Genomic DNA, 13,888 nt, shown 5'->3' with positions numbered 1-13,888 from the left:
GCATGACAATAGAAAGCTTTTTATAAATTGTCAAACTCCATATTTATAAGAAATTAGCGACTTTTAGGCTATATTTTTACTGGTTTTACCAATTTTATGGTTATTAACAAAATCCTATTTCCCTGTTGATAAACTTAATATTGGTCATACCAATAATGATTTTATCTTTTAAAACAATACGTCTAGTAAGAGAAAAATATGACTCAGCGCCCCTTTCAGCGAGCAAAACAGACCAAAATATCCGATCTCATCATGCAAGAGCTAGAAAGTATGATTTTGGACGGTACGTTTAAAGCAGGGCAAAAATTACCGCCAGAACGAGAATTAGCAGAACGCTTTGAGGTGTCACGCCCATCGTTAAGAGAAGCAATACAAAAACTGGCTGCTCGCGGCGTGGTGGCCACCAAGCACGGTGGAGGGACTTACGTATCCGACCAGATCGGTTCTTCGTTTACCGACCCGCTGCAAGCCCTGTTAAGTTCACATGATGAGTTTTTGTATGATCAATTAGAGTTTCGCGATGCTTTGGAAGGGTTATCGGCTTACTATGCGGCGCTGCGTGCGACCGATGCGGACAAGGCGATGCTCACTCAGCGTTATGAAGCCTTATTAGAAGCAAACCGCCAGCAGGATGCTCAGCAAGAATCCAAGCTAGACGCTGAATTTCATATGGCGATCGCAGAATGCGCCCACAATGTCGTGTTATTGCACACCCTACGCAGCTTATTCGCGATTTTAGAGAACAGTATTTCCGCCAATTTAAGCAATTTGTTTGAGAAGAAAGCGGCTCGCGGGCAAGTCATGACACAACACAAAGCGCTTTATGAAGCGATCATGGCAGGTAAACCTGAAGAAGCCCGCGCTGCCGTGCACTCGCATTTAGTCTTTGTCGAAGACCATTTATTGAAGATGCGCCGCGAGGAATCGCGGATACAACGCTCCCTGCGACGCAGTGAAAACGCTAATCGCTGAACCACAAGCCTTTTATAAGGTTACAACGATAACACCACCACAGTGTCGCGGCGCGGGCAATAAAGAACAGTGCCATGCTGAGCCATAAGCCATGGTTACCCAGCCCTTGGGTGATAAACCATAATGGGAAGAAGATCCCTAACACGCTGATAATCATGGTGTTTTGCATCTGCTTCACACTAGTGGTGCCGATGAAAATGCCATCGAGCATGTAGGACCAAATACCCAACAGAGGAAAAGCAATCAACCAAGGTAGGTACAGTTTTGCTTGCGCTCGAACCGACTCCACGCTGGTCAGCAAATCAATGATTAAACCGCCAAAGGCAGTGAAGATCAGCATCAGAAATACGGCTGCGACGACTGCCCAATAGGTTGATAAGCGGATAACTTTTTGAAACAGATCGCGGTTTTTACGGCCAAGATATTCGCCACATAGGGCTTCCACGGAAAAGGCAAAACCATCCAAGGCATTGGAAATAATCATTAAAAAGGTCATCAGCACTGCGTTGGCCGCAAGTATGGCGTCCCCTTGACGTGCACCCTGAGCAGTAAAAAAAGTCATTACTATCAGTAGCAGGACCGTTCTCACAAACAAGTAACGATTTACCTGTACCAATTCGATATAAGTCAGCCACTTCGAAAGATCAACTAGTGGTACATGACCATCAAAACGCTGTAACTGCTTCGCAGCCAATACCAGCGCAAACACCACACCCAAATAGTGCGACACGACAGTCGCCCAGGCAACACCAACACTGGCCATTTCCCATTGATATACCGCCACATAATCGAGCACCATGTTGGCTAAGTTAATCACCAATAGCATCCAAAGAGGGCCTTTGGAGTATTGCACGCCAAAGAACCACCCCATCAAGGCATAACCCGCCAGCACAGCAGGAGCACTGTAAATACGAGCTTCGCAATAAGCGCGTGCCCAAGGCTCTAATTCTGCACTCGGCGCCATAAAGTAGATCGCCAATTCGATAATGGGGGCTTGGAACACAATCAGCAGCAAACCAATCCCAATCCCCATCGCAAGGGACTGCAATAACAAGGCTCGCACTTGTTGGCCATCTTCACGGCCCAGCGCTTGAGCCGTTAGTCCAGTAGAGCCCATGCGCAAAAAACCAAATGCCCAAAACAAGAAACTAAAGATGCTCGCACCAATCGCAACCGCACCAAGATGAATTGCGGTACCTAAATGCCCCACCACCGCAGTGTCGACTAAACCCAATAAAGGCGTAGTGATGTTAGACACCATTGGTGGCCACGCCATATGCCAGATCTTGCGGTTCAATTCACCGTCTCGTTTAAAGCGTTTTACAAGCTGTTGAAAACTCAAGCTAAGCCTCGAAAATTGCTAATCTGTGAATACCCACTAATTGTGGATAACTAATTTTCTCTATTCGCCACTAACACAACAATCAGCCTGTGGACATTATCGCCTGTTATACACAAAATCGCTTATATTAGACAGTTTTCAACTGCTAATAGAATAACTTCGTGGTTTTATATCCACAAAAGCGCCCTTATCCACAAACACGCAGAAAAAATTTCGTCTGTATCAAAATGTATTGACATCTGGATAACTGAGCGTTTTTTCCACAATTTGCTTTAAAATGGTCGGTATTTTGCTAAACTCGGCGGCGAAAATTTTGGGGAATGGTTATGAAAAAAACATTAAAGCCGATTTTAGAAGGCCTTGCAGTAGGCTGTGTCTTTATCAGTATTACCATGCTGTTTGAGATTCCATTTTACATGAGCTTAATCATCGGTGCATTGGCGGCGCTCGGTGGCTACCGTAACTCGATTAAAATGGATAAAGAAAAGTCAGAAAAAGCAGCGGCGAACAAACAAGATGACTGAGGCTTCAACTCAGCCGGCATTCGGTGAGGGCGATGCGACTCTGCAAGCAGTAGGGGGCATGGAAGGCTTAACGAAGCTGGTGCATAACTTTTACCGCATCATGGCGGAAACATCAGACTACCGTCCGTTATTTGATATGCACCCACAGCCTATCGATACCTCTATTGATAAATTGGTGTTGTTTCTGCACGGCTGGATGGGCGGTGAGCGAATGTACGCTCAAAAATACGGTCAAATCGCTTTGCCACGGGCCCACGCCCATTTAAAGGTGAACGATAAAGAGCGCCTGATGTGGCTTAACTGCATGTCCGATGCCATCAGTGATCTAGGCTATCCGGAAGCGTTACGAGCTTATTTAATCTCAGCGTTTAGCGTACCGGCAGGTCGTATTCAACAGGTTAGCCAAGCGATGCACGGCCAAGGGCCTGAATAAGCGCGCTAGTGTTATGAGTTACGTTGTTTCGTGACTTCAATGCCTAAACGTTTGGCCAAACGAACCAAGTTCGCGCGATCCATCGCCAGCGATCGTGCAGCTTGAGCCCAATTCAGCCCCGCCTGATCCAACGCCTGTTGGATGGTTTGACGTTGAAAATCTTCTGTTGCCTGTTTTAGATCTTGAATCTCAGCTGTATCTAACCTTACTTTGTCGGGTAGCTCTTGAAAGGGTTCTTTTGGCACCTCAAACGCATCCACTAGCCCTGTTAAGTGCATGGGCTCAATTCTTGTAATCCCTTGATTAGTATTATTTTTTGCCAATAGCGCCGCACGAGACAAGACATGTTCTAGCTCGCGAACATTGCCTGGCCAACGATACACTTTCAGCCACTCACTGGCTTTAGGGGAAAGGGTTAATTGCTGCAGGCCGAACTTACGACGCAATTGTTCTGCGAAAAATCCCGCCAATAGAAGCACATCTCCATTGCGTTCGCGCAACGGCGGCACAGCAATCGGAAACACACTCAAGCGATGATACAGGTCGGCACGAAAGCGCTTTTCCGCCACTTCTTGTTTGAGATCTCGGTTAGTGGCAGCGATGATGCGCACGTCCACGTATTCGACCTTGTCTTTGCCTACTGCCTGGATTTCTTGGTTTTGAATCGCCCTTAACAGGCTGCCTTGGGCTTCCAAAGGCAGCTCACCAATTTCGTCAAGAAACAAAGTGCCACCGTGAGCTAAGGTGAACTTACCAACACGGTCACGATCCGCGCCAGTAAACGCCCCTTTAACATGACCAAACAGCTCACTCTCAATCAGGTTTTCTGGTATCGCAGCGCAGTTTACGTACACCATGGGGGCTTGAGCGCGTTTCGAAGCACGATGCAGGGTACGCGCGACCAACTCTTTACCCACACCGGTTTCGCCTTCGATCAATACTGCCAAATCCGCAGGAGCGACCAGCTCCAAGTGCTGCTTCAAAGTCAGCATGGCTTGACTTTGGCCGATCATTTCCGTGGCTTCTTTGTTCAAGGCGTCTTCACTGAGCTCAACAAGCAACTCTTCGGCATGTTTCGACTTACGCTCCAAACGCGCCAATAACATGGCGGTATTTAAGCTCATCGCAGCCATGGTACCGACGATTTCCAACGCTCGGGCATCAATCGAATCAAACGCTCCAGGCGTCATACTGTCGAGCGTCACCACCCCAAGCATATTGCCTTGCACGTACAAAGGAATGCCCATGCAGGCATGGACGGGCAGGCCATCATCAAAACCCGACACCATGCCATCGTAGGGATCGGGAAGGGTGCAGCCAGTCGGAAAGCGTACCGGTTGATACGCATCGCAGATCTCAGTAAAACGTGGATGCTCGCTAATGTTAAAGCGACGCCCCATCACATCGTCCATCAAGCCCTGCTGGGCCAGTGGCAATAGCAAATCACCTTTACGCTCTAACAAGACCACCGCATCACAATCAACAGCTGCGCGTATAGCGCGAATCAGTCGCTCAAAGCGATCTTCTAGGGTAACAGCGCTGGCCAAATCCAGAGCAAAACGCAGCAAAGCATCCGTGGAAATCATGACATTACTCGTATTTATCAGATAAGAGTCATTATGACTCGAAAGATTTGAAATGACACTTTATAAAAAATGTCAATTTGACATAAATCAGACTTTAAAAAAACATTAAATATATGATTTTTATAGGTTTTATTTTTTGGCATTAAATTCGCTATAAGTAAATCAAATAGCTCATGTTTAGAGCCCTTGAAGCACCTACTTACAGTGGAGACGTTAAATGCTTTCTCAAACTCATATCGATACCGTTAAGGCAACCATTCCTGTTCTAGCATCCGCTGGCACCGCCATTACTGAACACTTTTACAACCGTATGTTTACCCATAACCCTGAGCTAAAAGACGTGTTCAACATGTCACACCAAGCCACAGGCCGCCAGCCAGCCGCGCTATTTAATGCTATTGCCGCTTACGCTACTCATATCGATAACCTAGAAGTGCTCACTGGCGCGGTGATGCGCATTGCTCATAAACACACCAGCTTTAACATTCAAGCGGATCAATACGCTATCGTCGGCCACCATCTGATTGAAACCCTACGTGAGCTACTAGGCGACGCCTTCACCCCAGCGATTGAAGAAGCATGGGGCGCGGCCTACCAACAACTGGCTGATATATTTATCCAAATCGAAGGCGACCTGTACAAAGCCAATGCTGCGAAAAACGGTGGCTGGGAGGGCTTCCGAAAATTCCGCGTTGCCAAAAAGCAAACTGAATCTGAATTGGTCACAAGCTTTACTTTTGTACCCGTTGACGGTGGTAATGTGGTGGACTTCCTGCCTGGTCAGTACTTAGGTATCAAGGTTCACCCGAACAACCATGAGTTTGATGAGATCCGCCAGTACAGTCTTTCTACGGCTGCAAATGGTCAAAGCTACCGCATCAGCGTCAAACGTGAGCTAGGAGACGTAAAAAATGGCGTGGTTTCCAACTACCTACACGACAGCATCGAAGAGGGCGATGAAGTAGAACTCATGCCACCAGCGGGTGACTTCCATTACCAAGAACGCCAGCGCCCAGTGGTTTTAATCTCCGCAGGCGTTGGTTTAACTCCAATGAATGCCATGCTTGATACCTTAAGTCAAGGTAGCCAGAACTCAATTTTCTACCTACACGCTTGCCGTAACCCACAGCAACACTCGTTTGCAGAGCATGTGGCAGGTTTGACTGAGACGCTGAACCTCACGCACTACACTTGGTTGGAACACGGCGCACCAGAGAACGCAGAGCGTGTCTTGGCGGGCCAAATGCAGCTAGGACAGATCTCTGAAATCCTGCCATTGGCGGAGGGTGATTTCTACTTGTGTGGCCCAGTAGGCTTTATGATGTTTATCAAAGAGCAGCTGCTAGGTCTTGGTGTCAGCGATGATCGTATCCATTACGAAGTCTTTGGCCCACATCAAAGTTTTTAAAGCAAAAAAACTTACTGTAGGACCGCGGTTCCCGCGGGAATGGACTGCGTTTTAATAGCCTTTCTAGTTTGAAAGGCTATTTCTTATCCGCTTCTCATCTAATCTCAAGTTTTACAAAGAAATAGTAAAGACGCCCGTACACAATTGACCTCCCCAGAGCACTCGCTTAGGCTTGCCCATCTAATATATTCGGTTGTTAAATGATCAGTTTAAGTAAAAGGAATTACAGTTGGAAATTTTGTTTATTCATGCCATAGAGCAAAAATTAGCTCTGGTGAGTTAATTAGATTAACGGGCATTATCGAATGCTTATATGGATAAAAATGGTGATATTGCACTCACAGAACAAAACCACCGGCTGTTCGAATACAAGGATCAACGAATCACTGCTGAGCAAGAGCAAGCCATTCTGCGAGCGGACCGTAAAACCTTTTGGACTCTACGTAAGCAAGTTGGAGATCCTATCGCCGATGTTGCGCTTCCCATCCTCAATAATTCCGGTGTAAATGGCAGAGTAGCCAACTTACTAACTGGCTTAAGCAATGATCCGATTAAGCTAAATCAGCTGGGCGTGGATTTAATGATCGAGCATGGTAAGGCGGTCACTAGAGATTATGAAAAGTGCAGTGGCAATGTTCCTGGGTTATTAAATCCAGAGCAAGTCGCTCAATATCACCACGACGTATTTCTGAAACATGGTATTGGTTCCAGTTTACTCGGTTCAGATGGCTCTTGGTTGTTTGGCGGCACGCTTTTTAATCTTCCTGCAAGCTTGTATCGTCCAATTTGGTGCCGTGCCTGTGACTTTACAGGCCCTAAAGTGGGCGCGACGCAGGGAAACTAACTTATGATCCGCACAATACTGAGTAGTGTCGCCATACTATCTGTCACAACCTCTCAACTAGTAGCAAAGGAGTTACACCTTGGCTACGAAACATTTTGCCTTCCTAGCCATTACGACACCTTGGATCTAACGAAGGGATCGCTCTTTACCATGATCGGACTTGACGATGAGCCTCATCGAGGCTCTTTCCAGTTCTTTATCCCAGCTGTCGAAGTCAAACAGGCTATCAAATCTTATAATGCGAAGAATGGTGAGTTTGAGGCGAATTTAAAAGTCAATGTGATGATGTCCAATAGTTTCGAGCAAGAGCGTGTCACCAGTCCAAATTACCATGCAGATGTTTTAAGACTTTCTGAGTCTTACAGCGAAGCATCTATTGAGCATGATGAAGAGCTTGGCGTTTACAGAGTAAGCTCATTTAGCTCCCCCCCTCCTTTCATCATTTGGCATACGCTATCGCAACAGCCTTTTCTCACTAGAGCTATTCCAGATAAACTGGATGACTATTATCTAGGTTATTGCAGTAGTTCGCAGGCAGTACCTGGAGGCTCTTCGGGCACCTCTTGCGATTACAATATCGCAGATGGGGACTTCCTCATAGAAGTAGGTACATCTGAGGAAAATCTTCTTCTTCAGAATGAGCTTACCTCTTTTGTCAAAAGGCGACTGAACGAGTTAAAGCACGAGTGTTAGACACTTTTTTTAAACGGCAATAGTTCGTGGGTATCTTGATGGTACTCACGCACGGCTTCGGCTTCTTCTTTGCAGAAATTGCCGATCGCATCACGAAAGCCGGGGTTGTCGATATAGTGTACGCTGTGGCTAAACACAGGTTCAAAGCCACGGGCAATTTTGTGTTCCCCTTGAGTGCCTGGATCAAAATGCTGTAACCCTTTTTCGATGCAGAACTCGATGCCTTGGTAGTAGCAGGCTTCGAAGTGCAGGCAGTCAAATTCTTCGATACAACCCCAATATCGGCCGTAAAGTGAGTGATCGTCGAAGAAACACCAAGAAGCTCCTACCGGTTGATCGCCTTTATACGCCAGCACCAATAGGATCTGCTCGGCCATGCTTTTCACCAGTTGTTGGAAGAAGGCTTCGCTTAAATAACCCGTCTGACCGCGTTTGGCATAGGTGCTTTGATAGCAAATATAGAAGAATTGCACTTCTTCAGGCGTTAATTCAGGACCAAGCTTGCGCTCTAAACGAAGGCCCTGCTGAGCGATTTTGTCACGCTCTTTGCGGGCGCTTTTACGCTTACGGCTGGAGAAGTGGCTAAAGTAGTCCTCCATGGACTGATAACCTTTGTTAAACCAATGGAACTGGCAAGAAATACGGTGCAGATACTCATCGGATTGTCCTAGATGCTCGGCCAAGTGCTCGTGGCAAAACAGCAAATGCCAGCTGGAAAACTCTCGCTCTTGGTTGGCTTGAGTCAGCACCGGTGCCAACGCTGCGTACAAAGCGACGTATTCTTCGGAATGCCCGGTAGGATCAAGATGGGTAAATAAGCGTGGGCCCGTCACAGGAGAATAAGGCACCGCCCACACACGCTTAGGATAGTACTGATAACCGTAGCGTTGATAAGCATCGGCCCAGGACCAATCGAACACGAATTCCCCATGGGAATGGGTTTTCAAGAAGGTTGGGGCAATGGCTAATGGCGCGTCATCGTCTTCCATCACCAATAAGTACTCTGGATACCACCCTGTGCCATCGCCTAGACAGGCATGTTCTTCCAAAGCTTGGTAAAACGCATATTGCGCAAAAGGGTATGAGGTCTCGCCAATGGCTTGTTGCCAGCGCTCGTAGCCAATATCGGCTACCGATGCGAACCATTGTGCTTTCATAGTACCTCCGAGAATGACTTTTGCACTCTGTCTTAACAATCATCTACGAGTCGGCTCAACAGCACATCCCTGTGCTGATTAGCCGATGCCGTCATCCTGACGGCGGCTCTACGATTGATTGCTTAAGCCAAAAAGCATTTTATTGGTTCGAGCAGTGTTATAAGCAATGCTGAGATAAGATCATAAACTCATCTGAGCACAGTCGTCAGGATGACGGCTCTGACTGATGGGCACATGGATGTGCCGTTCAGTCAGTACAAAGAGAGTTTGTGATCTAAAAGTCAGCCGACTGCCTTACATCTCAGCACGAAGCTTTTCAATCACTGGTGCTTGAGCTGGGCGCTGGTGCAGCCACATAAAGAAGGCTTCCGCCGCTTGGCCAACCAACATTCCTAAACCGTCGGCACCTTGTGCACCACGAGCAAAGGCCCACTGCATAAATACGGTTGGTTCCGCGCCATAGACCATGTCGTAGACCCAAGTTTTATCGTTCACGAGGCTATCTTGCAAAGGAGGAAGCTCGCCGCCAAGGCTGGCAGAAGAACCATTGATAATAATATCGAAAGGTCCTTTTAGGTCATCAAAGCTTGAAAAGTCGCAGTTGAAAAGCTGTGCCAGTTCTTCGGCTTTCGCGACCGTTCGGTTCGCAATCACTACGACATCAGGGTTTTGTGCCATCACTGGACCTAACACGCCGCGCACAGCCCCACCGGCACCGATTACCAAAATGCGTTTGTCTTTCAGTGGTTGTTCAAGCACTTTGACGATGTCGCGTACCATACCTGCGCCATCCGTGTTATCACCGTAGAGTTCGCCATTTTTACCCATCATCAGGGTATTCACGGCGCCGGCCTGCTCAGCGCGCTTGCTCAGCTTTTCGCACATATCAAAGGCACGCTGCTTGAAAGGAACGGTGACGTTCATGCCCACCCCACCGTCGGCAAAGAAGTCACGCACTTGCTGCTCAAAGCCTTCTAAATCGCCCAAGATTTTACGATAGTTCACCGCCAGCCCCAGCTGCTCAGCAAACGCATGATGGATTTCTGGGGATTTACTGTGTTCGATTGGATTACCAATAACCGCAAGCTGTTGCACTTTAGAACCTCTAACTCAGAATAATATTACTTAGTAAAACCCTTTACGCTGTGTGGCGATTTAGCCAATCACGTCCGGTGAGATAATAATCCGTCAACGCTGCCTCAGGGCTGCCTTCTTCAGGCTCATAACCATATGTCCATTTTACTTCCGGTGGCAACGACATCAGGATCGATTCTGTTCGTCCTGCGCCGCTTTGCAAACCAAAGTGGGTACCACGGTCAAACACCAGATTAAACTCCACGTAACGACCGCGACGGTGCAATTGGAAGTCACGCTCGCGCTCACCAAATGGTGTATCTTTGTGTTTAGCAAGGATTGGCTCGTAAGCTTCGATGTAGCCGTTGCCGACCGCTTGCATCAAGGCAAAGCTCTCTTCGAACGGTAACTCATTGAAATCATCAAAGAAAACCCCGCCGATGCCACGATGCTCTTGGCGATGTTTCAAGAAGAAATACTCGTCACACCAGGCTTTGAAGCGGTCGTAATACTCCTCACCAAATGGTGCGAGAGAGTCAAAGGCTTGCTGGTGCCATTGGATACAGTCTGCATCGTCACCGTAATATGGTGTCAGATCGAAGCCGCCGCCAAACCACCATACGGGATCGAGACCTTCTTTGTGAACCACAAACAAGCGCACGTTAGCGTGAGAGGTTGGGGCATAAGGGTTATTCGGATGAATGACTAAAGAAACGCCCATGGCTTCAAAACTGCCACCAGCTAATTCTGGACGATCTGCTGTAGCAGACGGTGGCAAACGGTCGCCTCGGACGTGGGAGAAGTTGACCCCACCTTTCTCGATCACATCACCCGCTAACACGCGTGTACGCCCCATGCCACCGTTATCACGTTGCCAAGCGTCTTCATGAAAGCGAGCCTCCGGCTCAAACGCTTCAAGACGCTGACAGATTCGATCTTGTAATCCCATCAAATAGGTTTTGACGGCAGCAATTTTATCCTCAGTTAATACACTCACACTGGGCTCCAATCCGTTCATACAAAGTCTCAGCATTCTAGCATTCTTACCGGGCAACACAGAATGACTGAAATGCAATAAGCTTAAATACGATCCACCAAGGTACGCCAAGGAGCAACCGCTAATTCAAACTCTTCAACCTTCCCAGTCGCGCACGCCACAACTGTCGCACCATGTAAGCTGGCAAGAATTTGGCTAGCGAAGGCGCGCGCTTCTTCGGTCGGCATCCAGTCTTTTTTCATGTACGACACCACGGTAGATAACCAATCCATTTTTAGTTCATAGAAAGCCATTAGCTCCGCTTTGGTTGCTTTATCTAACAAGCTTTTCTCTGCCGTCAGAACCGTTGATAGACCTAAGACATCTTGCTTGACCGTTTCTTTTGCCATGGCATCAATAAACTTATTGAGCGCTTTTTGCGCCGCTTGTCGTTTTTTCTTAGGCTGCTTTAAACCTTGTTCAAAGGTTTCTCTATGACGACGCATCACGGCAGCAGCCAGGTCACCTTTAGTTGGAAAGTGGTAGTGAACACTTGCACTCTTGATCCCCACCGCAGCTGCCACATCGCGAAAGCTCATCGACTTATAGCCATGTTGAATGATCGCTTGTTCGGCCACATCCAGAATCTTAACTCTTGTCGGGTTCTCTGGTTTTGTAGGGGCATCTAAGGTGGACTGCATATCCATTTCACTCGCTCCTTATGCTGTGCTTAATCATTTTTTAACCATTAAAACCCTATCAGAAGATAGAGAAATAATCCTACTTTCTAGGCTAAATGATTAATTTTTCAGACTTTCCTACAGATAAATACCCCATTTAAAAGACGACCTTGTTACTCAACTTTGCCTATTTTTAATTTTTTCGGACAACATTATTGACTCTGATATGACTGAAGCGTAATTTTGGATACAAAATACATAATTACTTTTCCCTTGAGGATGCCTCCATGAACAAAGACGTATTCAATGGCGTAATGCCAGCTCTAATGACACCTTGCAAAGCAGACCGCACACCAGATTACGATGCATTGGTTAAAAAAGGTCATGAAATGATCGCTGCGGGTATGTCAGCCGTTGTTTACTGCGGCTCCATGGGGGATTGGCCTCTATTGACTGATGAAGAGCGTATGGAAGGAGTGGAGCGTCTAGTCAAAGCAGGCATTCCAGTAGTTGTGGGTACAGGGGCGATCAACACGAAATCTGCCGTGGCGCATGCTGCACATGCTCAGAAAGTAGGCGCAGCCGGCTTGATGGTGATTCCTCGCGTATTGTCTCGCGGTTCCGTGATTGCAGCTCAACGTCATCACTTCAAAGCGATCCTAGACGCCGCGCCAGATGTGCCAGCCATTATTTACAACAGCCCAGTATACGGCTTTGCAACACGCGCAGACCTATTCTTCAGCCTTCGTTCTGAGCATCCAAACCTCATCGGTTTCAAGGAATTTGGTGGCGACGCAGATTTGCGTTACGCAGCAGAAAACATTACCTCGAAAGACGATGAAGTCTTGTTGATGGTGGGTGTGGATACGGCCGTGTTCCATGGTTTCGTTAACTGTGGTGCGGTGGGTGCTATCACGGGTATCGGTACGGCATTACCAAAAGAGGTGTTGCTACTGGCAAATCTTTCTCGCCTAGCAGCAAAAGGCAACGCTGAAGCTCGTGTTCGCGCGAAGGAATTAGAAGAAGCATTCAGCGTATTAGCAAGCTTCGACGAAGGCCCTGAATTGGTGTTGTTCTTCAAATATCTACTTGTGCTAAACGGTGAAGAAGAGTATCGCTTACACTTCAACGAAACGGATGAACTGAACGATGCTCAGCGTCACTACTGTGAGCAACAGTACTCGCTGTTCAAAGCTTGGTTTGCCGATTGGTCTAAACAAGGTGGAGTGATCGCTGAATGCTAACAGTTGTCGATAGCCATACAGAAGGTGAACCGACCCGAGTTATTTTAGAAGGAGGCCCTGATCTTGGATCAGGGCCTTTGTCTGATCGGGCGAAACGTCTTGCAACAGAACATAAGGATTTTTACCGTTCCTTAGTAGTAGAGCCCTACGGACAAGAAGCCATGGTTGGCGCGCTATTGGTAGAGCCTACCGATCCGAGCTGTGTCACCGGCGTGATTTACTTTGATGCCGCGGCCGTTATTGGTATGTGTGGTCACGGCACCATTGGCCTAGCCGCAACGCTAGCTCATATTGGCAAGATCGGTGTCGGCACCCACAAGATCGAGACGCCAGTAGGCATTGTCGAAGTCACGTTAAGCGACAAAAACACCGTTACTGTGCAAAACATCGAAAGTTACCGCTTTAAGAAAGGCATCGAGCTGGAGGTAGAAGGCGTGGGAAAAGTAGTAGGGGACATTGCCTACGGTGGCAACTGGTTCTTTATTGTCGATGACAGTCCAACCCCTGTTCTGCCCAACAATATCCGCACCCTCACAGAAGTCGGTATCAAAGTTCGTGAAACCATCTATGCCAACGGCATCGAAGGGGAACATGGCGGCATTATTGACCATATTGTGTTCTATGGACCGGCGTTAACGGATAAGGGTCACACCCGTAACTTCGTATTGTGTCCAGATGATGCCTATGACCGCTCGCCTTGTGGTACGGGTAGTTCAGCGCGCTTGTCCTGTTTGGCGGCCGATAACCGTTTAGCGCCTGGCGAGGAAATTTACCAAGAAAGCACCATTGGCAGTGGCTACACCTTATGTTACCAACCAGGCAGCAAAGTGGGCGGTATTATCCCTTCCATCACTGGCCAAGCGTTTATTACTCGTGAGGCGAAAATGGTCGTGAACCCCACCGATCCACTGCGCCATGGAGTGACATTAACCGTGTGATGGCACGCGGTTAATCG

Annotated in this window: 14 protein-coding genes; 8 read left to right on the top strand and 6 right to left on the bottom strand. The window is 47.7% G+C overall.

The genetic code is table 11. The features are described 5' to 3' along the window. The first annotated feature begins 198 nt into the window (after positions 1 to 198). Entirely contained in the window at positions 199 to 972 is a 774-nt protein-coding gene (locus tag JHD44_RS13110; protein ID WP_133561458.1) for an FCD domain-containing protein, read from the top strand. Here JHD44_RS13110 and JHD44_RS13105 read toward each other — a convergent pair. Next, positions 962 to 2,248 carry an MATE family efflux transporter gene (locus JHD44_RS13105; protein WP_199463316.1) on the bottom strand — a complete coding sequence of 429 codons (1,287 nt, stop codon included), beginning with the start codon at positions 2,246 to 2,248 and terminating at the stop codon, positions 962 to 964. The genes JHD44_RS13110 and JHD44_RS13105 overlap by 11 nt on opposite strands. Before the next feature lie 392 nt (positions 2,249 to 2,640). On the opposite strand from JHD44_RS13105, the gene JHD44_RS13100 reads away from it, so the two are divergent. After that, on the top strand, positions 2,641 to 2,838 hold the full coding sequence (locus JHD44_RS13100; RefSeq protein WP_133561460.1) for a hypothetical protein: 198 nt from the start codon (positions 2,641 to 2,643) through the stop codon (positions 2,836 to 2,838). Next, positions 2,831 to 3,271, top strand: a complete 441-nt coding sequence (locus tag JHD44_RS13095) for a globin (protein ID WP_199463226.1) — start codon at positions 2,831 to 2,833, stop codon at positions 3,269 to 3,271. The genes JHD44_RS13100 and JHD44_RS13095 overlap by 8 nt, the downstream gene beginning before the upstream one ends. Positions 3,272 to 3,282: 11 nt before the next feature. Here the strand turns inward: JHD44_RS13095 and norR are convergent, their stop codons facing one another. Continuing rightward, on the bottom strand, positions 3,283 to 4,857 hold the full coding sequence (gene norR / locus JHD44_RS13090; RefSeq protein WP_199463225.1) for a nitric oxide reductase transcriptional regulator NorR: 1,575 nt from the start codon (positions 4,855 to 4,857) through the stop codon (positions 3,283 to 3,285). Positions 4,858 to 5,074: 217 nt separating this feature from the next. Between norR and hmpA the strand changes: the two genes are divergently transcribed. The 3 genes from hmpA to JHD44_RS13075 all read left to right on the top strand — a co-directional run bounded on the left by hmpA (position 5,075) and on the right by JHD44_RS13075 (position 7,802). After that, positions 5,075 to 6,265, top strand: coding sequence for an NO-inducible flavohemoprotein (gene hmpA, locus JHD44_RS13085; RefSeq protein WP_199463224.1), 1,191 nt, complete (start codon positions 5,075 to 5,077; stop codon positions 6,263 to 6,265). A gap of 313 nt (positions 6,266 to 6,578) precedes the next feature. Next, on the top strand, positions 6,579 to 7,109 hold the full coding sequence (locus JHD44_RS13080) for a hypothetical protein (RefSeq protein ID WP_199463223.1): 531 nt from the start codon (positions 6,579 to 6,581) through the stop codon (positions 7,107 to 7,109). A gap of 3 nt (positions 7,110 to 7,112) precedes the next feature. Continuing rightward, positions 7,113 to 7,802 (top strand): hypothetical protein, encoded by a 690-nt coding sequence (locus tag JHD44_RS13075; protein WP_199463222.1) that lies wholly within the window; start codon positions 7,113 to 7,115, stop codon positions 7,800 to 7,802. Here the strand turns inward: JHD44_RS13075 and JHD44_RS13070 are convergent. The 4 genes from JHD44_RS13070 to JHD44_RS13055 form a co-directional block, all read right to left on the bottom strand. Further along, on the bottom strand, positions 7,799 to 8,959 hold the full coding sequence (locus JHD44_RS13070) for a GNAT family N-acetyltransferase (RefSeq protein WP_199463221.1): 1,161 nt from the start codon (positions 8,957 to 8,959) through the stop codon (positions 7,799 to 7,801). The genes JHD44_RS13075 and JHD44_RS13070 overlap by 4 nt on opposite strands. A 294-nt stretch (positions 8,960 to 9,253) precedes the next feature. Then, on the bottom strand, positions 9,254 to 10,054 hold the full coding sequence (gene aroE / locus JHD44_RS13065; RefSeq protein ID WP_199463220.1) for a shikimate dehydrogenase: 801 nt from the start codon (positions 10,052 to 10,054) through the stop codon (positions 9,254 to 9,256). Positions 10,055 to 10,097: 43 nt separating this feature from the next. Next, complete coding sequence (gene hemF / locus JHD44_RS13060; protein ID WP_418903732.1) at positions 10,098 to 11,030, bottom strand: oxygen-dependent coproporphyrinogen oxidase; 933 nt, start codon at positions 11,028 to 11,030, stop codon at positions 10,098 to 10,100. Positions 11,031 to 11,113: 83 nt separating this feature from the next. After that, a complete protein-coding gene (locus JHD44_RS13055; protein WP_199463219.1) occupies positions 11,114 to 11,716 on the bottom strand; it encodes a TetR/AcrR family transcriptional regulator in 603 nt (200 codons plus the stop codon). Between the two features lie 260 nt (positions 11,717 to 11,976). Here JHD44_RS13055 and JHD44_RS13050 point away from each other — a divergent pair, with 260 nt between their 5' ends. Then, positions 11,977 to 12,933, top strand: coding sequence for a dihydrodipicolinate synthase family protein (locus JHD44_RS13050; RefSeq protein ID WP_199463218.1), 957 nt, complete (start codon positions 11,977 to 11,979; stop codon positions 12,931 to 12,933). After that, the gene (locus JHD44_RS13045) at positions 12,927 to 13,871 is read left to right on the top strand and encodes a proline racemase family protein (protein ID WP_199463217.1); all 945 of its coding nucleotides are present in this window, start codon (positions 12,927 to 12,929) and stop codon (positions 13,869 to 13,871) included. Before JHD44_RS13050 ends, JHD44_RS13045 begins: the two co-directional genes overlap by 7 nt. Positions 13,872 to 13,888: the final 17 nt, after the last annotated feature.

Source organism: Marinomonas ostreistagni, from assembly GCF_016461785.1.
Classification (GTDB): domain Bacteria; phylum Pseudomonadota; class Gammaproteobacteria; order Pseudomonadales; family Marinomonadaceae; genus Marinomonas; species Marinomonas ostreistagni_A.
The sequence above is the reverse complement of the archived record's forward strand: the minus strand, read 5'-3'. Positions and strand labels throughout refer to the sequence as shown.

Coding starts and splice junctions, on each gene's coding strand:
- JHD44_RS13110 (WP_133561458.1), top strand. CDS start 199: ATGACTCAGCGCCCCTTTCAGCGAGCAAAACAGACCAAAATATCCGAT.
- JHD44_RS13105 (WP_199463316.1), bottom strand. CDS start 2,248: ATGGCGTGGCCACCAATGGTGTCTAACATCACTACGCCTTTATTGGGT.
- JHD44_RS13100 (WP_133561460.1), top strand. CDS start 2,641: ATGAAAAAAACATTAAAGCCGATTTTAGAAGGCCTTGCAGTAGGCTGT.
- JHD44_RS13095 (WP_199463226.1), top strand. CDS start 2,831: ATGACTGAGGCTTCAACTCAGCCGGCATTCGGTGAGGGCGATGCGACT.
- norR (WP_199463225.1), bottom strand. CDS start 4,857: ATGATTTCCACGGATGCTTTGCTGCGTTTTGCTCTGGATTTGGCCAGC.
- hmpA (WP_199463224.1), top strand. CDS start 5,075: ATGCTTTCTCAAACTCATATCGATACCGTTAAGGCAACCATTCCTGTT.
- JHD44_RS13080 (WP_199463223.1), top strand. CDS start 6,579: ATGGATAAAAATGGTGATATTGCACTCACAGAACAAAACCACCGGCTG.
- JHD44_RS13075 (WP_199463222.1), top strand. CDS start 7,113: ATGATCCGCACAATACTGAGTAGTGTCGCCATACTATCTGTCACAACC.
- JHD44_RS13070 (WP_199463221.1), bottom strand. CDS start 8,959: ATGAAAGCACAATGGTTCGCATCGGTAGCCGATATTGGCTACGAGCGC.
- JHD44_RS13055 (WP_199463219.1), bottom strand. CDS start 11,716: ATGGATATGCAGTCCACCTTAGATGCCCCTACAAAACCAGAGAACCCG.
- JHD44_RS13050 (WP_199463218.1), top strand. CDS start 11,977: ATGAACAAAGACGTATTCAATGGCGTAATGCCAGCTCTAATGACACCT.
- JHD44_RS13045 (WP_199463217.1), top strand. CDS start 12,927: ATGCTAACAGTTGTCGATAGCCATACAGAAGGTGAACCGACCCGAGTT.